Origin of the sequence: Pseudalkalibacillus salsuginis, assembly GCF_021646685.1 — a bacterium.
Taxonomy (GTDB): Bacteria; Bacillota; Bacilli; order Bacillales; family Fictibacillaceae; genus Pseudalkalibacillus; species Pseudalkalibacillus salsuginis.
Window position 1 is genome coordinate 57,881 of sequence record NZ_JAKJHW010000001.1, and the last position, 18,391, is coordinate 76,271.

Annotated in this window: 20 protein-coding genes and 1 riboswitch; of the genes, 5 read left to right on the top strand and 15 right to left on the bottom strand. The window is 40.5% G+C overall.

What is annotated here, in order from left to right; all coding sequences use genetic code 11:
- Positions 1–117: 117 nt before the first annotated feature.
- Entirely contained in the window at positions 118–945 is an 828-nt protein-coding gene (locus tag L1611_RS00290; RefSeq protein WP_236310852.1) for an STAS domain-containing protein, read from the bottom strand.
- Positions 946–1,119: 174 nt separating this feature from the next.
- Positions 1,120–2,058, bottom strand: coding sequence for a helix-turn-helix transcriptional regulator (locus tag L1611_RS00295; RefSeq protein WP_236310854.1), 939 nt, complete (start codon positions 2,056–2,058; stop codon positions 1,120–1,122).
- Positions 2,059–2,138: 80 nt separating this feature from the next.
- Between L1611_RS00295 and L1611_RS00300 the strand changes: the two genes are divergently transcribed.
- Entirely contained in the window at positions 2,139–2,582 is a 444-nt protein-coding gene (locus L1611_RS00300) for a VOC family protein (RefSeq protein WP_236310856.1), read from the top strand.
- 213 nt (positions 2,583–2,795) lie between these two features.
- Here L1611_RS00300 and L1611_RS00305 read toward each other — a convergent pair whose 3' ends face one another.
- From L1611_RS00305 to L1611_RS00315, 3 genes are all read right to left on the bottom strand, one after another.
- Positions 2,796–3,110, bottom strand: a complete 315-nt coding sequence (locus L1611_RS00305; RefSeq protein ID WP_236310858.1) for an AzlD domain-containing protein — start codon at positions 3,108–3,110, stop codon at positions 2,796–2,798.
- A 63-nt stretch (positions 3,111–3,173) separates the two neighbouring features.
- A complete protein-coding gene (locus tag L1611_RS00310; RefSeq protein WP_225064011.1) occupies positions 3,174–3,287 on the bottom strand; it encodes a YezD family protein in 114 nt (37 codons plus the stop codon).
- Between the two features lie 141 nt (positions 3,288–3,428).
- Positions 3,429–3,532, bottom strand: a riboswitch (SAM riboswitch).
- A 1,139-nt stretch (positions 3,533–4,671) separates the two neighbouring features.
- A complete protein-coding gene (locus tag L1611_RS00315; RefSeq protein WP_221565133.1) occupies positions 4,672–4,872 on the bottom strand; it encodes a cold-shock protein in 201 nt (66 codons plus the stop codon).
- A 326-nt stretch (positions 4,873–5,198) separates the two neighbouring features.
- Here L1611_RS00315 and L1611_RS00320 point away from each other — a divergent pair, with 326 nt between their 5' ends.
- The gene (locus L1611_RS00320) at positions 5,199–5,867 is read left to right on the top strand and encodes an SIMPL domain-containing protein (protein WP_236310860.1); all 669 of its coding nucleotides are present in this window, start codon (positions 5,199–5,201) and stop codon (positions 5,865–5,867) included.
- A gap of 91 nt (positions 5,868–5,958) precedes the next feature.
- A complete protein-coding gene (locus L1611_RS00325) occupies positions 5,959–6,201 on the top strand; it encodes a helix-turn-helix domain-containing protein (RefSeq protein WP_236310862.1) in 243 nt (80 codons plus the stop codon).
- A 28-nt stretch (positions 6,202–6,229) separates the two neighbouring features.
- On the opposite strand, the gene L1611_RS00330 is transcribed toward L1611_RS00325, so the two are convergent.
- From L1611_RS00330 to L1611_RS00350, 5 genes are all read right to left on the bottom strand, one after another.
- Complete coding sequence (locus tag L1611_RS00330) at positions 6,230–6,568, bottom strand: Mpo1-like protein (protein WP_236310864.1); 339 nt, start codon at positions 6,566–6,568, stop codon at positions 6,230–6,232.
- Positions 6,569–7,398: 830 nt separating this feature from the next.
- Positions 7,399–7,605, bottom strand: coding sequence for a hypothetical protein (locus tag L1611_RS00335; protein WP_236310865.1), 207 nt, complete (start codon positions 7,603–7,605; stop codon positions 7,399–7,401).
- A gap of 138 nt (positions 7,606–7,743) precedes the next feature.
- A complete protein-coding gene (locus L1611_RS00340) occupies positions 7,744–8,106 on the bottom strand; it encodes a YppE family protein (protein ID WP_236310867.1) in 363 nt (120 codons plus the stop codon).
- A gap of 97 nt (positions 8,107–8,203) precedes the next feature.
- Positions 8,204–8,731, bottom strand: a complete 528-nt coding sequence (locus tag L1611_RS00345; protein ID WP_236310869.1) for a MerR family transcriptional regulator — start codon at positions 8,729–8,731, stop codon at positions 8,204–8,206.
- Positions 8,732–9,075: 344 nt separating this feature from the next.
- Positions 9,076–10,074, bottom strand: a complete 999-nt coding sequence (locus L1611_RS00350) for a DUF2515 family protein (RefSeq protein WP_236310871.1) — start codon at positions 10,072–10,074, stop codon at positions 9,076–9,078.
- Positions 10,075–10,255: 181 nt separating this feature from the next.
- On the opposite strand from L1611_RS00350, the gene recU reads away from it, so the two are divergent.
- Together recU and L1611_RS00360 are read left to right on the top strand one after the other, a co-directional pair.
- A complete protein-coding gene (recU, locus tag L1611_RS00355) occupies positions 10,256–10,873 on the top strand; it encodes a Holliday junction resolvase RecU (protein ID WP_265738320.1) in 618 nt (205 codons plus the stop codon).
- Positions 10,874–10,943: 70 nt separating this feature from the next.
- A complete protein-coding gene (locus L1611_RS00360; protein ID WP_236310872.1) occupies positions 10,944–13,577 on the top strand; it encodes a penicillin-binding protein 1A in 2,634 nt (877 codons plus the stop codon).
- 49 nt (positions 13,578–13,626) lie between these two features.
- Here L1611_RS00360 and L1611_RS00365 read toward each other — a convergent pair whose 3' ends face one another.
- The 5 genes from L1611_RS00365 to asnS all read right to left on the bottom strand — a co-directional run bounded on the left by L1611_RS00365 (position 13,627) and on the right by asnS (position 18,322).
- Positions 13,627–14,898, bottom strand: coding sequence for a glycoside hydrolase family 18 protein (locus tag L1611_RS00365; protein WP_236310874.1), 1,272 nt, complete (start codon positions 14,896–14,898; stop codon positions 13,627–13,629).
- Positions 14,899–14,943: 45 nt separating this feature from the next.
- Entirely contained in the window at positions 14,944–15,468 is a 525-nt protein-coding gene (locus L1611_RS00370) for a YpoC family protein (RefSeq protein WP_236310876.1), read from the bottom strand.
- Complete coding sequence (nth, locus tag L1611_RS00375) at positions 15,461–16,120, bottom strand: endonuclease III (RefSeq protein ID WP_236310879.1); 660 nt, start codon at positions 16,118–16,120, stop codon at positions 15,461–15,463. The genes L1611_RS00370 and nth overlap by 8 nt, the downstream gene beginning before the upstream one ends.
- Before the next feature lie 19 nt (positions 16,121–16,139).
- Entirely contained in the window at positions 16,140–16,847 is a 708-nt protein-coding gene (locus tag L1611_RS00380) for a DnaD domain-containing protein (protein ID WP_236310881.1), read from the bottom strand.
- Between the two features lie 182 nt (positions 16,848–17,029).
- Entirely contained in the window at positions 17,030–18,322 is a 1,293-nt protein-coding gene (gene asnS / locus L1611_RS00385; protein WP_236310884.1) for an asparagine--tRNA ligase, read from the bottom strand.
- Between the last annotated feature and the right edge of the window lie 69 nt (positions 18,323–18,391).

The window sequence follows — 18,391 nt, forward strand, 5'->3', positions numbered from 1 at the left end:
CTTTTTCAGACTTTTCCCAGTCATCCTTGAATATAAACACTGATGGTTTCCCCTTCCTGGAAATAATGAAAAAGAGGCAATTTTAAATTCCTCTTTCATTATCACTTATTATTTGATTCAGGTGGGCATAGCAATGGATAATCTTGAGGTTATATTCACGTTGTCAAAATCAATTCCCAATTGGACGGCAGTTTGCGCAATTTCAGGGCGGATACCTGATAAAGTTGTTTCGATTCCTAATAATTTTAATGAATGAAGCAATTGGAAAATTTCATGGGCGACCATCGTATCGACCATGAATACGCCAGAAAGATCAATATAAAGATGTTCAATATTGCGATCGGCACATTGCTGCAAAGTACTTTCAAGGACCGTTTTAGCCCTATGAGTATCTATGTCTCCTACGATTGGAAGTAAACCGACATTATGGGATAAGTCGATCACTGGAGAACTCAACTCATTGATCATTGCTTTTTGAGCACTTAACTGATCATTAAGATAATTGTTCTTTTCTTCCGTAAAACGAACCATCGCAATATCGAACTCCTTGATGATCATTTCTTTCCATAACTCAATTTGTTCATTGGCATATTTACCTGGATGGATTTCCACGAACTCGTTGATCAATTGGGTATATTGTTTGCGGACACGTATGAATTCCCTCATGACATAATGGGTGGGTGTTTCGATATGTTCCTTATCTCTCGCCGTTTTGATCACCCATTCTTCAAAATTATTGAAAAATTCCTCTTCTTCTTTATCAAAAATTTCGATCAGATTCAGGTGAAATTCATAATTTTGCTGTTTTAAATTTTGAATGATTTCAGGATCTGTAGAAGAATAAACGCCTATCGGATCACTCTTATCCAAAGTATTATACCAATCCTCTGTTAGCTGCTCCGCTTTATCAAGTAGAAATCTATGCAAGTCTTTATTTCTCTGCACCTCTTCATGACCTCCATTGTGGTGTTTATTATCTGTTTTTCCTCTATTTTCACATAATCAAACCCAATGGACACTTTTTCTTCCCCTATTTCCTAAGGGCTATTTTCAAATCAAAAAATGAAAACCTTTTGAATAGGTAATGAATTCTGTTTTGAGTAATCGCTCATCTTAATCTTACAAATGATCCATTAAATCTATATAGTATTTTTTCAAGCAATCTTTTAATGAAACAGGTTCCACTATCCGTATGGATTTCCCGAAGCTGGCCAAATAAGGAATGATAAAATCCATTTCCTCAGGTTCATATGTTCCTGATAAAAACCTCTCTTCATCTTCTTCTACCAGTTCCATGGAAGGGAATTGTTGTTGCATGAATTTTTCTACGCCTGTTGCCGTAATCGAGCACTTAAATCGAATAGCATGTTTTGTTGGACTCCAAAGACGGTGTGCGTTATGAATAGTAAAATCTTTTAAATCCACATTATGTTCTTGATCTACTACATCTAATGATTGAATACGATCACATCGGAAGACGCGATATGCCCTTTTATCTAAATCATAAGCCTGGCAGTACCAATAGCCTCTCATCGCATAAATGGATATTGGCTGAATAGTACGGATTGTCGATCGTCTCGGTGTCGAGTAATGTATTTCCAAACCCATGTTCTCCACAGCAGCTAACAGGAGTTCTTCAAGATAGTCGCATTTATGCGTTTGTTCTGTATGAAAAAAAGCTACCCTTTTATGTAAGCTTTCAATCTGTTCTCGTTGCTTCGGTGTAACCTGGTTTAAAAACTTCTCATTAATGGAACTGAAGGATACTTGAAAAGGACTGCTGGCAAAACTTTTCAAGGCTTGCATAGCAAAATATAACGCAAAGACTTCATGGCTTGTAAAAGAGATGGGTGGTAATGTCATCGAATTCAATAAACGATACCCGCCATATCGACCATATTCTGCATAAAGAGGAACGCCCATTTCCTCTAAAGACTCAATATCTCTTAACGCTGTCCGTTTAGAAATTTGAAATTTTCCCATTAAATCTTTCAATGTAAACATTTGCTTCTGATTAATAAAGCGCAGCATCATATTCAAACGCTCACCTTTTTTCATAAAACCCTCCTTATGGTGCCATTACTTGTCACCTTATTATTGTATACTGACAGTGTCATTCATACAAAGGAGGAAATAACATGGAATTAGAAGTCATTCCGTTTTTATCTTTAAATGGTCAAGGTGCTGAGGCAATTACATTTTATGAACAATATTTAGGGGCAAAGGTGTTATTTAAAAAAACCTATAAAGAAATGAAAGAGATGGATCAGCAGTTCAATTATGAAAACGGTCAGGGTGAGTATATTACCCATTCTGTTCTACAAATCGGGAATAACAAAATCATGATTGCAGAACTAGAAATGGATCCAACCCGTCCTTGGCAATTAAGTAACAGTTCATCATTATGTATTCAATCAAGAGATTTCTCAGCTATTGAATCAATTTATCAAAAACTTGTTGAACATGAAAAAGTTGATATTTTAACCCCTTTTGCGAAAAATTCATTTAGCCCTGGATATGCCATTGTACGGGATCCGTTTGGTATCGTTTTACAACTGACTGTTACTAAGCACAATTTTTAATTGCCATATAACTTATCTTTAAAGGCCGATCATTTATATAAAGATCGGCCTTTTTTAGGTCTTACCAGCATACATACTCTTGTTTATTTTTCTGATTTTACTACCTGTCAATCAGCTCTTGATGAAAAACACGTGCTACCTCTCGTTTACTTTTTCTGTTAATAACCCCGATTGTTCAATAAGATTAAATCCAATTCTTTTACTTCTCCGATCTTAACTTAAATAACGTGTTAACAATCCGATTATGACTCCAAGTACAGCAGCAGGAAGAAACAATTTCATGAATTTCATGGCTATCGCTGTAAATAGACAGCCGATCAGAATCGGAAATGAAAGAACGAGTTGGCCCTCCACCGGAATGAGGATTTGTTTGACGATTAGTGCTGATATGATTCCGACTGGTACATAATTAAAATACAAACGCAAAGCAGGGCTCATTTCTCGTCCTGACATTACAACCACACCAATGATTCGTGTTACATAAGTAGAAACAGCCAGCAAACCGATTAGAATCCAATGGTTGAACATTCACGCCCTCCGGAGAAATAAGAGCTTAAGACTGCCTCTACTTTATCTATTCAGTAAAACATTTTATTTAAGCCTCACTTTTTCTTTCTTTTCAATCTGGATGACTTTACCATCCTGTACAATCAATGTAACGGATCCAAATTTCATTGTTTCCAACATTTCATTTATCCTAGACATAACGTTATTAAATTCCTCTCTCTCCTTTGACACTTCCAACTCTCCTTTCTTCACATGAATTACCAAGGTTGGAATTCCATCGAAAAATAAAAAAGTCCCTCAAATGAGAGACCTGGTTTCATATACACCGTGTGGCTATGGACCTTATCTCTCAAAATGGAATTCCATTTTGCTGGAATTAGCACCTTGCAATTGCAGGTTGCCGGGCGTCATTGGGCCAGTCCCTCCGCCACTCTTGATAAGTGATTCAACTTATTTTTTTGAATTTTACAGTATTTCGGTAGGAATTGTCAACAATAAAATCAAAACTAGTCTTTAATGCCCAGGTTAAGAACTTTTTCAACATTACCCATCTTAAACACTGGGGTTTTTTTGTCCATTTCGATCCTCCTGAATTCATTTAGCCAACATTAACTCCGTTACAGCGGACATCACTTCCTCGAACTCCTTGCTACCATGATTAAAAGTTATACTCCCTTTCAATACTTCGAATGCAGCATAACAAGCGACCTGATTGCCTCCGAAAGTAGTTCCGCGCGTTTCAAGTGAGTTCTTTTTCTTTAAATTTTAGAAGTAAAAGTGGGCTAAAAAGCTATTCTATGGCAAAAGCCTTATAATCGATATGACAAAAAATCACTGGGCTGTAATCAATCCTTTGTTCTGCCCTTAAGTGGATTTCGAATCATTTCTGAAAATCTTACTTATAGCTAATCAGTCTTAATTATAAGAGATAAAGAAAACTTGGGCTTTGCTAAGCCCTGGCGAAGACTGATCCTTAGCTGCACTTATACTTCGTTCGTAAACTTTTCTGCTACTTCGGTTAGCTACATCGCTGAAAAGTTATATCTTCTTAACGTATAAAAAAAAGACGCCTTTATTGTCGTCTCGTTCTTACGTCTATATTGTTCATATGTATGAGCTGGTAAAGTCATTCCGTGAGATTCAATAACTTTATACCCAGCGAGGTTCGGTGCTCTCTAAAGTGGTGGATAGTGATATGCAATATATTTTGTGAGTTCCACTGTACAACCCAACTGATTGCGAAAAATAACTCAAACAACGAAAGCCCTGCCTCTCTTCCGTCCTTACGACTCCTCGGCCGCGCCAGTGTGATTCAGTTACCGTACGTGCTTTTAACTCCCTTCTACTCAAATTGTTTCCTTGTCTGAAAAAATAGATTAAATGGAGATCAAAAGAGGGGTTGAAAATGTGGATTAAACATTTTTTAGTGCACGCTTTGTAGAGCACATGATGCCCTTTATGATTCTTCTCATAAAGGAAGCTTAAACCAATTTTTCTTGGAAGGTCTTTTTTGAGGACCCAGAAAATACAAAAAGGGTGGCGTACTAACGTATGCCACCCAATAAGACTCAAGTTTTAATACTTAGACTTTTTGTACGTTAGAAGCTTGTGGTCCACGGTTACCTTCAACGATTTCGAATGAAACGTTTTGACCTTCTTCTAAAGTTTTGAATCCGTCACCTTCAATTGCAGAAAAATGAACGAATACGTCGTTACCTTCTGAAATTTCGATGAAACCAAAACCTTTTTCTGCGTTAAACCATTTTACTGTACCAGTATTCATATACTGTACCTCCTGAAAATCTTACAAATTCACCAAAAGTTTACCGTTATATTTATCATTCTGACTGTATAAAAAAACCGCACCCGCATGACTGTGAGACAATTAAATTCGTCCACACAATTGCAGCTACGACTTCAATCTATCCACCATTTATATAACCAACTTTATCGGCGTTAATCATATAATAATTCATTTTTTAGAGAATGTCAATAAAATGCTCATTTTACTGTTAAGGATTTTTACCTTACGTATAGTCATCATCAAGGAACATGTTTAAAAAGGGAATGAATATAGTTTTACAAAAGGAAAATTGTAGAGGTGATCATATGAACCGCAGCTATCCATTTCCGCAGAGGGATGAAAATATAGAAACTTCAAAACCAGTAATGGAGGTTTATGGTGATGGTGAATTGACAATTGATGCTGATGAGATATCGCTTACTATAGGAGTCATCACGGAAGATCCAGATGTCAAAACAGCCTCTGCTGAAAATGCCAGAAGGTCCAACCAAGTTCTGAATGCATTATTGAATTTAGGAATACCATCCAATCAAATTGAAACAGTGGTTTACACGATCCAACCGATCTACGCTTATGAAAATGGCCAATCGATCTTCAAGGGCTTTAGAGTGGAACATTTGTACAGAGTAATGATCAATGATGTTCGATCAGCTGGTAGCGTTTATGATACGGCGATCCGGAACGGAGCAAATTTCGCTAGGGACATCTCATTCGATGTTTCAAATCCTAAGGCTTTTTATTTAAAGGCTTTAACAATCGCCTACCAGGACGGTATTCGAAAAGCAGTAACACTCGCTCAACAAATGGGTGTACGGTTAAACCAGGTACCGATCAAAGTCGTCGAACTAAAAGAAAGAGAAGTTGTGCCTTTATATAAAACCCAATTGTTGCAATCTGCAGGGCCTACACCAATCCAACCCCAAAAAGTGACCATAACTGCACAAATGAAAATTTGGTTCTGCTATTCATCATAATGTTATTGTTCAATCGACACTCCTATACTAAAATAGAGATATGTTGACTATAGTCCGCTGTCATTTTATGGATTATAATGGGGGATTACACATGAAACTTGAACAAGCTGTTGGGCTAGTCATCCGTAAGCATCGGACTGTTGAGAAGATTTCACAATTCAAACTTGCTGAATTAACTGGCTACGATCGTTCTTTCATAAGCTTACTCGAAAGAGGTCGGCGGATGCCGACACTTAAAACGATATTCGTTTTAGCAGAACATTTGGATATCCCAGCTCCACAGTTAGTTGAAGAAATTCAGCAGCTTGTCAATAGTGATATCATGGAATATTAGAGATGTAAGGGGACCGATAGAGAATTTTCTATGCGGTCCTTTTGATTTGATGCTTAATCAATTCCTGCTCAAGACTCCCTACCAATATAAATCCGAACATTTTAAAGTCAGCTCGTAAAGACCAAAAGGGGTGCCTGAATGTTGCAGGTTTATTTCCTTCAATAAAGAAATGACTGATCCATGCAAATGAATAAGCAAGGATCGGTGCAGCTAACATATACCAGAAATTCATAAAAAGGAACGAAACACAAATACATACAAAAACAAAACTCGTCCCGACAAAATGCCATGCTCTTGTAGCAGGTTTCGAATGCTGCTGTAGGTAGAACGGCCAAAATTCCTTGAAACTCTTAAATTCTTTTTTCATCATCATTCCCCCTCAAATTAATTTTAACAAATTATCAAACCCTGCCGTACATCGTCTTTCCAACCATCACAATCGAATCGGCTTCACCGCTCCGAGTACGTTCAGAGCGTTGTTCATCTCTTCCATAGATGGCTTTTCCATTCTTGATTTGGTTTCATATGCTTTCGAAGACTTTTCATTATATCCCTCCGCTGCATGTCTGAATCGTAACGTCAGTACGGTACGTGAAATTTATAGAAATTGAATCAAAAAAGAACAGCATTGCAGCTGCCTCCTGATTGTACAGCGACGGTGCAGGATGTACTGACTTCGACGTTTATCACGCGTGTGAGCTGCACTTCCGTATTCGACCTGTAATGGCTCTTGATTATTCATCATTTCTCCTTGTTTTTTGAGTTGTTAGGATAAATGTAAAGTTGTTGGGATAATTTCCGAGTTGTCGGGATAATTTCAAAGTTGTAGGGTTTTCCCCTTTAGTTGTCGGGATAATGCTTTGCACCATAGCCCCTTATCCCGTTCATCATATATTTTAGACCCTTTGATTCTATTTTCTTGGTCTATTCAGTCATTTTTAACTTGTAAATCACAAAGAAAAGCGCAATCGCCCTGGTTAACCACGAAGGTCACTGAAAGTCCGAAGAGGAGGCTCGAACCAAACAAAGTTCGGTTCTGCGTGGGTAAACACTTCGACTTAAATCAATGTGTCGCCGCCGCAGGACTGGAGTGATCCAAGTGGTTGGGCGGTGGAACTAGACATCACTTCAATTTTTATGCTTTCTTATCCTTTAAAAAAGGCTCTTTACACCCTTAAAAATGTTTTGAGCCATCCTCTAATTCTTAGTTGAACCTGTTCCGTTCCCCTGTTTGTTCGTTTCTTTCAAAATTGGTTCTTCGTTTTCCCATTTATGAAGCTCTTTGGCAGAATGTTTCCGGATAAAGATTGTTGCTGCAATCGCCATCGACATAAAAATAAGCAACATGATAACGGATGGTATGTATTCGCTTTTATCCTCTGGAAAATACAAAAATTCCATCATAAGGCAAACATCCTTTCTCCTGATCTTTCTATTATAACAAATGTCAACTTCAACATGTCATGCCGGGGTTTTACAATTAAGTGAACATCAAAAATCAAACAAAAAGAAGCTGAGCTCTTTGCCCAACCTCCTCCAACTTCATAATTGAATTTCAATGGACTCGAGAATATATTCGATTGATTTTGTCATCGAAGTGAACCGTTTGTGCTTCGTATCTGTCTGAAATGCCTGTACAGCAGCAATCGTCATATTCTCGTATGTGTCGTTGATCTGGATCGGATACACATATTTAGGCTTTTCTTCGATTGCCCATTTCACAGCCAAAGGCTTCCATTCGTCGGCAAGTATCTGCACTTCATCAGCAAATGGTTTCACTTCCCCATAGAAGTCGACTTCATATCCATCTTTACAAGTTCTTTCCTCAAATTGGCGATAAGCCTGTTCATTGAGTTCACGCAGCCTTTGCGTCAACTGCTTCAAACGTCGCTTTTCTGTGACCATTGTTTCACCTCTTCTGAACTTATCCTACCAGAGGAAGCACAGAAATGCCATCAAGAGAATACCGTAATCACCAGCGATTCCACTATCATTCAAAATCTTAAAACAGACTCACAAGCCAGTTCCTCTTTTTGGGTTTAGGCGGGCTGTATTCGGTTCGTATCTCGTTCGTCGCGGTGACTTGCAGGAGGAGCTGCTCCTCGAGATCAAGCATTTTTTCTTCAAGCTCAGTTAAACGGGTTGCCATCTGGTCCATATCTTTCCGATGCTGCATGACCTGGTAGGACAAGACTTCATCTGCTTTTTGAGAAACCTTAGACTCCAAGATGTTCAATTGATCCTGCAGCTGTTGAAAATAAACATCCAATTCTTTCAGCCCATTTGCTTTTTTCAATGGCACCTTATCATCAGGGCTTTTCTTCTGCAATTTAATATCGCTCATCTGCAGACCTTGATTCAATTGCTTTTGGATTTCTTCCAGCTGCTCGATGTCCTCTGATCGGAATAAGTAGTGGCCGTGATCATTTTTCGGGCATGGAATATCAAAATACTTCACCCATCGCTGAATTGTCGTCGGATTGACACTGAGCTTCTTCGATACTGCTTTCGTTTTCACCAAGCTTTCCATATTTACGGACCTCCCGGGAATATTGTACCTGTATAATTCGATGGCCTTTCCCCTTCCCCTCCAGGCTTGACAAAACTAGTTCCCTTTCGGCAAAGAAAGTGGATTTTCCTTTCCAAATCAAGGATTCGACAGCACTAGATCCTTTTGTATAGGAGGTGTTCCATATAACATACTAAGAGCAGGAGGTGACTTACTTGAGTAAAAGAAGAGAAGCATCAAAGGAAGACAAGTATGCAGCACAACCGAACAAAAAAACCGGTTACGGAGACAAAAAAATAGAGGGACCGAACCGTCCATCGACATGAACAACAGGGCTGACTCAATCCTTTTCGAGTCGGCCCTTTTTATTGAATAGAATGTTTGAAGAAAGATTTCAATTTCGATAAAACATGAAGCTCCATACGTTTATGTTCATACCAGTCATTTAGTTGGATCTGACTCGGCAGTCCGACATCCCGAAAGTATTTTACCGGATTCCGTTCTTTTAATGACCAATCCTTGGACTCCTTCCGATGATGATGGATAATAGGGAAAAGCAAACGCAGAGGGAAATGATGCCCTTGCCTTGCCTTTTGGTCGAATAATCGCTCATAGTCATATCGGCCGCCAGAAGGCTCTGTCATTCTCGCAAAACGAATAAAGCGTTCAGACATTTTTGGATCTGACAAGATCTTGAGAAGCCTCTTTCCATGATCAATCCGTTTGGACACATTACGGAAACCATGGACAGAGATACCGTATAGTTCACCTTCAAGAGTAGGAAACAAAACTGTGCTGAAATGGAACCGATCCTGAAGCCAATATGGGAAAGTGGCAAATACTTTACGTTTATATGCATTCTGTTCAAGTACAGGTCCTTCAATCACATGCTGCTCATTGATGATCAAAGCGATATCAAGCCTATTTGGATCATGACGGTCCCAAAAAAGTTCCCACTCTCCTACCATGAACCTGGATACCCCGAATTCCTTCAGTAAATGGAATAATGGCATTCTCAATTGTTTGGATGCTTCATACAAGAGAAGTTGCGGATACGCATCTTCGAAAATCAACCAATTGGCTCGTTCATATGTATAAAATAGCCATCTACGGTCCTTTTGCGGCATGATCACCCTGAACTCTTTCTGTTGTAGATCTGTCATATTCCATCCGGCATTCCTCGAAACCATGCTTGCAAGGAATGGCCAGAAAAAATCTTTGTTACGAAAATAGTAATTTTGATACGCTTTTGTCCGTGATATGTTATCGACATTCAATCTTTCAGTTTCCCTCTTGATCTTCTGGATTATCTTCGTCTCTATCGTTTTTTTTGCAAGCGCTTCCTTGTTATTGGACTGTTCCATATGTTCACCCGTCCTGCAAACATCTGTTCGTAAAATCATGCCATTACACTCGACATTCTCCAATAATATGGTATATTCTTAATGATGCCCTACCTCAGAGGATTTATTTTGAAACTTAATCTTTATTCTTTCGTCTAGAATGATGACGACTCTGTAAGGTCTAGTAAGGAAGGTGAACTGATTGAACTTTCACTATCCAAATCGAAAAAGCCGTCCCATCCAACAACCCCTCAGCCCATCTGCTGGAAAGTTGAAATTGAACGACTCATATGCTAACAGGGGGATGACATTCGAAGAGGATATCAATCATACCAACGCCCATTATTTGCACATCGGGAAATCGGTGATCCACAAGAAACCTACACCTGTTCAGATTGTTTCAGTGGATTATCCGAAAAGAAGCGCAGCAGTCATCAAGGAAGCCTATTTCAAGCAACCATCGACGACTGATTACAATGGGGTGTACCGAGGTAGATATATCGATTTTGAGGCAAAAGAAACAAGGAATAGAACCTCATTTCCATTAACGAATTTCCATCAGCATCAGATCGATCATCTGAAAAGAGTTGTTGAACAGGAAGGAATCTGTTTCATCCTGGTAAGATTCAATGCTTCTCAACAAGATTATTTGATGGAAGTGGCGCACTTATTTCATTTTTGGGACCAGCAGGACAACGGAGGGAGAAAATCCATTCCAAAAACCTATTTTGAAGAAAAAGCCCATTTGATTCAATTAGGTTACAACCCACGTATTGATTATTTGAAAATTGTCGATAACTTGTTCTTTTCTACCTCCTAAGGGATAGAAACAGACGGTTTGATACGAATAATTATTACGTCAGGTTACGTTTAGAAAGGTAGGAACAACAATGAGTGACAATAAATACAGCTCAAGGCAGCAACGCCGTCAAGGGGCTGCTTCACAAGAAAAGAAAACACCCAATAGACAGAAGAAAAGCTTGCTGAAAAAGATCACGGCTCTTCTTCTCATATTTAGTTTGATAGGAGTAACAGCAGGTGCCATCGCAGTGTTTGCGGTCATCAGCCAGTCACCTGAACTTGATCCGAAGGCACTTGATACACCAGCATCATCCAAGCTTTTTGATAAAGACGGAAATGAATTCGGTATGATGTTTAAAAATGAAAAACGGATCAAGGCTCCCCTCGATGATATACCCCAGGTCATGAAAGATGCAGTCATTGCGACTGAGGACGTCCGCTTCTATGATCATTTTGGTATTGATATACGCCGGATCGGTGGGGCAGCGATCGCCAACATTACAGGTGGTTTCGGCTCCCAGGGTGGGAGTACGATCACACAGCAGGTCATTAAGAATGCATTACTGACCAAGGATAAGAAGATGACACGTAAGATTAAAGAAGCATATCTTGCCGTCAAGCTTGAACAACGCTATTCCAAAGATCAGATCCTGGAAATGTATCTGAACAAGATTTATTTTGGCGAAGGTGCTTATGGAATTGGGACAGCTGCTAAGACCTACTTCAATAAAGAGATACAAGATTTAGAACTACATGAAGCTGCCCTATTAGCCGGAATGCCCAAAGCGCCATCCTCATATAGCCCATTTGATCATCCTGAAAAAGCAGAAAAGCGACGTAATGTAGTTTTATCTCAAATGGCGAAATATGGTTTTATCACCGAAAAACAGAAAAAAGAGGCTTCATCCATTCCGGTTACAGATTATGTAAAAGAATCTAAACCGGAAGAAAAACAAAAATCATATGAGACCTTCAAAGCACAAGTCATTAAAGAAGCTGCAAAAATGGCTGGCTTCGAGGATCCAGGCGAAGTCTACACATCGGGGCTGGAAATCTATACAACACTTGACCCGAACGCACAAAACGCTGTTGAGGAAGCCCTTTATAGCGACAAAATCATCAAGGATGTGAACATTCAAGGTGGAATTGTCCTAACGGATACGAAAACTGGAGCAGTCAGAGCGATAGGAAGCGGGCGCAAAAACACAGCTAGCTCATTCTATGCGACACAGATGGACCAACGCCAACCAGGCTCTGCAATAAAGCCGATTCTTGATTACGGTCCAGCGATCGAACATCTGAAATGGCCGACGTACAAAAAGTTAAGTGATGATAAACTTGTTGTAAACGGCCACGAATTCCACAACTGGGACAGGAAGCATCATGGCGATGTGACAATGCGCAGGGCATTGTATGATTCTTATAACCTTCCAGCGATCCGTACATGGCAGGAAGTGGGCCCTGACAAAACGAAAGAATTTGCAGCAAAACTAGGAATTGAAGTGGATGATAAGCATTATAGCCCAGCTTATGCAATCGGTGGATTCCATAAGAGTCCTTCACCGATGGAAATGGCAGCTGCGTATGCTGCATTCTCGAATAAAGGGGTCTATAACAAGCCATTCACTGTAACGAAAATCAAGTTCCCTGATGGCCGTGTGATCGAGCATAAAGCTGATCCAAAAGTAGCAATGGAAGAGTACACAGCATATATGGTCACCAATATGTTGAAAGATGTCATCACAAAAGGAACTGCAAAAGGGTATGTGAACTTGGATTTCCCTGTTGCTGGAAAAACCGGTACGACGAACTATCCTGCTGAATATGGAGAAGAATTCAAAGGCAAGACGAGAGATGCCTGGTTTGCCGGATATTCTTCTGAACTTTCCGCTGCGATATGGACCGGTTATAACAGTAGTAAGGATGATGAAGGAAACCCACAATATTTGACTAATGAAACAGATGATTACGCAAAGTTGCTCTTCAATGACATTATGGCCAAAGCAAGTGCGGACTTGGAGAATTCTGATTGGAGCCGTCCTGACTCGGTGATTGAGGTCCCAATTGAAAAAGGGACAAATAAACGGGCAAGCGAATTCACTCCGAAAGATAAAATCATCAGGGAGCTTGCTGTAAAAGGTACAGAACTGCCGGATATCTCAAAAGAGTATGATAAGCTTGAAGTTCCACAAGGGCTGAAAGCCGATTACGATGAAAAGAAACAAGAAGCGAAACTAACATGGAAATACCCTAAGAAATTCGTTGATAAAGGGATCACCTTCAAAGTTCTTTACTCGATCGATGGTGCTGGATTCCAGGAGCTTACCAAGCAGAAAGAAATGGAATTAGTCGTTCAGAACTTGTCTCCTGGTGCAAATTATACATTTACCGTGGTAGCCGTCGATGAAGAAAAGAAAAAAGAAAGTGAGCCTGCAACCGTCCAAGTCCAGACAACACAAGAAGACAGTAATGATGATTCCGGCCCCCCTCCTTCTGGCGATGACAATGGAGAAGGGAATGGAAACGGGAATGGCAATGGGAACGGCAATGGAGGAAACGGAGATGGGAGTGGAGAGACACCACCTCCAGGAGATGATGAGGCCCCCCCTCCTCCACCAGACGATAATCCTGATGATGGTGGAGATGGAGGCGGCGATGATTCTGGTCTTCCATTCGGTATCGGCACCCTCCCTCCAACATCTACCGACAGACAAGCTTCATAATAGATCTCGAAAAGGCCTGAGTGGAATTTTTCCACCCAGGCCTTTTCCTTCATCTCTGTATATTGAAGCGATCTTTTATAAGAGGCCATAATGGCGGATACGGGAAAGCAAGATTCCAAAAAGACATCCCGGCAATATCCAGCCTTTTGATCAAGTCGAATTTGGCAGACATACTCCTCAGGTCTTCAAACCAGACGATGTGTTCCTTGCCGTTTTCATCATAATACGTATAGTAAGGGGCCTGATCCTCTTCATCATACTGTATTTCCGTCTTCCTTGTATAAGCGAGCCTAGTAGCCTGGGGGACACTCAATGCTTTAGCAAATGGACCGCCCTCGACATACGGCAATGTCCAGTCGTATCCATATAAATTTATACCCATCAAAAGCTTCTCCTTCGGAATTTCTGTCAAAGCATATCTCAATACCTTTTCAACTTCTGGCAATGGACTAACGGGTAAAGGCGGACCCCCGCTCCATCCCCATTCGTATGTCATGATGATGACATAATCGACGATTTCCCCATGTGCTTTATAATCATGTCCCTCATAAAGGACTCCTGGCTGATCAGCGCTTGTTTTAGGGGCTAATGCCGTTGAAACAACATATCCTTGAAGTTTTAGTTTATTCGTCAATCTCCGTAAGAATTGATTATAGGGTTCTCTGTTTTGACGCCCCAAGAACTCGAAATCGATGTTGACTCCTTGAAATCCTTTGTTTTTCATCACTTGATCAATATTGTCTACAAGAGTATCCCGTATTTTTTCGTCTTGAAGGACTGCAGTCGCCAGTTCTGTGTCAAACTCGGCTCCTTCTTTGATATTCGTCACAGACATGATCGGTTTGACATTGTTGGCTTTTGCCGCTTCAATCAAATCATCGTCGTTCTCCAGTGGTCGGATATTCCCTTTTTCGTCAACGTGATAACTGAACACCGATAACCAGCTTAATGCATTTCCAGCCGTTTTCGCATGTTGAACTGATTTTTCAAATGGTTCTGCATACGCATTGACAAGTGCTGGTGTTTTTGGTCTTTGAGGAATTCGGAGTACCTGGCCAGGATATAAGATATTTCCTTCGATTTGTGGATTGGCCCTTCTAAGTTCATCTACGGAAACACCTGTTTTATTTGCAATACTGAAAAAGGAATCACCAGGTTGCACCGTATACCGGTCCTGCGTCGGAATGAGCAATGTTTGCCCGATTGCTAGCTGATCGGGAGCTTCCAATCCATTCAAATCAACGATTTGCTGCCACGGTATACCGTACTGTTGAGAGATTCCCCAAAGAGATTGTCCTCTTCTCACAACATGGATCTGCATTCTAGTCCCTCCTGCTCGACATCATCATGCTATTATCCTATGTTGTCATTTCTTGTCCATATGCTGTTCTTTATACACAGCCATGACCCACTTCTTCTCAAGTTCGCCAAAAAGTTGGGCCAATTGGATGAATGATTGGTAGTGATCGGGATTTTCGGTGATGAATGAAAGACGCTCATTCATATTAACAGGCTGGATTGGGAGAAGTGAAAGGTCATCCTTCAAATGAGTCAGACGTTCAACCTTCTTTCCATTTACCCAAAAAACCAAAGTAATGAGCCATCCGATCCCTAAAATCATCTTCGGGCCTGCAGCCCGGCGGCTTCGTTGAGAGAATGCTTTAGCTATATGTTCTTTTTCCACTTTCCAACGTTCAAAAAAACGGTGGATGTAACCTGCTCGATCGAATTCATAAAGGGGAGGATCCCTTTTTATACTTAAAATATCAAGCAGGAAAGGGATTTCCGCCAGCTCACGTACCCCCAAAGTATCTTCATAGGTAATCTTCCTTGAACTGAACCATAAGGGGTGATAGAAGGAGGTTGGGATCTGGATCGTTTTATCAGACATTCTGTTTCACTTTCTTCATTCTCTTTTGCCCTTCACGACATAAATAAAGAAGCGGACAAACGGTACATTGAGGATTCTGTGCTTTACAATGGTATCGACCGAAGAAAATAAGTCGGTGATGCGTATCAGACCATTCCTCCTTAGGGACCTTTCGCATCAACGTTTTTTCCACTTCAAGGACGCTATCCTTCCATCGACAGATTCCTAACCGTTTCGATACCCGTTCCACGTGTGTATCAACTGCGATAGCAGGTTCTCCAAACGCCACGGAGACGATGACATTCGCCGTTTTCCTTCCGACACCTGGCAGCTTAATCAATTCATCACGTTCTCGAGGTACTTCTCCCCCATGCTCATGGATGAGAATTTCAGAAAGTTTCCGGATGTTCTTAGCTTTATTGCGGAAAAGACCAATTGAACGTATATCGTTCTGCAATTCTTCCAATGGTACTGCCAAGTAATCTTCCGGAGTTTGATATTTTTCAAATAAGCCTGGGGTAACCTTATTAACGAGCGCATCCGTACATTGTGCAGATAACAGGACCGCAATCGTAAGTTCAAAAGGGTTCCTATGCTGTAGCTCGCAATGTGCTTCGGGGAACATATTGCCTATTTGATCCAATACTTCTCTGATTTGCTTTTTCGTCAACATGATTTGATCTCGTCCTTTACTATTGTTCAAGCCAATTATAGTATGGAAAATCCGTCTTGTCCGTATCTGAAGAGGTATTCCCGGTTTTCCTATACCTGTGCTGGCGGAATTTCTCACCGTATTGTTTTGCCTCATCTACCGACTGGATTCCGTTCTTTTTCCACTCGAATAAAATCCGATCAATATATCGGAAGTTCAGCTTTCCTGACAATACTGATTCTTTCAAAGCTGCAATGATAAGCGACGGGTCATGCTTATCCTGGTCAAGCCACATTGTCAATGTCTCACACTCAATCGGCGATAACGGTCTGCCGAACTCCTTTTCCATGATTGTATAAATCTGTTGCTCATCTTCCCTATGCTTTTCATATTCTTCATCGATTTCATCTTCATCCAAGACTCTGATCAATTTCTCCCACAGAGGGCGTAGTGTATACGTTTCTGAATATATGTTTTGTACGGGATCTTGTTGTTCTTCTATCTTCAACATCCCTTTTTGTATGCAGGTCCGTAGGATCTGCATACATTTATGAGATGATACTGTCATCCTGGATGATAGTTGTTCAGGAGTGGGAAAAGAATTTCCCGTTTCGAGGAACGAATGCATATGTATCAATGCCATCACTTCTTCTTCATCAAGACCGATCCGGTTGTAATTCCGTAACAGGACACCTGGGATCGGGACGGAGCCCATATCCATCCAATTTAAAAAACTCTCTCTTTTCATCAAACACACCTCCTCTTCATTATATCAAATAAAATCGACTTAACTAATAGTGTGATCCGCAACTCCCTTCGCCAGGAAGCATTTTTAAAATGAAAGAAAGCACTAGTGGAATCTTAAGTCGTCATGCTCGCAAGCAAGACTGATTACACTCAGTGCTTTCTGGGAAACAGAATCATAAAAGATCAAGGATATAATCGATTAAGCAAGCGTGGGAACGGAATGGACTCCCGGATATGCTCGATGCCAGATAACCAGGCGACGGTACGCTCTAACCCCAGGCCAAACCCAGAGTGAGGTACACTTCCGTACTTGCGCAACTCTAAATACCACTTATATGCCTCATCTGACAGGTCATGTTCCTCATAACGTTTCTTCATCAATTCGAGATCATCGATACGCTGACTTCCTCCGATGATTTCACCATAACCTTCAGGTGCAATCAAGTCTGCACACAAGACGACATCATCACGTTCAGGGTCAGGTTTCATATAGAACGCTTTGATGTCTTTCGGATAATTCGTAATGAATACGGGTTGATCGAAGCTTTCTGCAATCGCCGTTTCATGAGGCGCTCCGAAATCTTCACCCCATTCGATATCATCATAACCTTTTTCTTTAAGAAGCTTGATTGCATCATCATAAGATATCCGCGGGAAAGGCGCTTTGATTTTTTCAAGATTTTCAATGTTCCGACCAAGTGTTTCCAGCTCGATTCTGCAATGTTCAAGCACACACTTTGCTAAGAATGAAACGTATTGCTCCTGAATTTCCAGGCTTTCTTCATGCTCGACGAACGCCATTTCCGGCTCGATCATCCAAAATTCGATTAAATGACGGCGAGTTTTAGATTTTTCAGCACGGAAAGTCGGTCCGAAAGAGAACACACGGCCGAATGCCATTGCTGCAGCTTCCATATAAAGTTGTCCACTTTGAGATAAATAGGCATCTTCATCAAAGTATTTCGTGTGGAATAACGTAGTTGTTCCTTCTGCTGAGCTGCCTGTCAAAATAGGTGAATCGATCTTTACGAACCCTTCCTTATTGAAAAATTCATATGTAGCACGGATGATTTCATTCCTGATCCGCATAATTCCATGCTGCTTTTTAGAACGTAACCATAAATGACGGTTGTCCATCAAGAACTCTGTTCCGTGTTCTTTCGGTGTGATCGGGTAATCGATGGATTCGTGGATCACATCCAATCCAGAAACGACAAGCTCTACACCAGTAGGGGAACGGTCATCTTTTTGAACAGTTCCAGTCACATACAAGCTTGATTCCTGTGTAATGGATTTTGCTTTTAACCATACGTCTTCATCTACTTCTTTTTTTACGACGACACCTTGGATGAATCCTGTGCCGTCCCGTAATTGTAAAAATGCAATCTTTCCACTTGATCGCTTATTGGCTAGCCAAGCTCCGATCGTCACTTCTTGGCCAATATGATCGCTTAACAATTGAATTGTGGTTTTCACTCTATTCCCTCCACTTACGTAAACTCGGGTAGTAAATTTTAATTTGTTTTTCTTATTTTACATAAACAA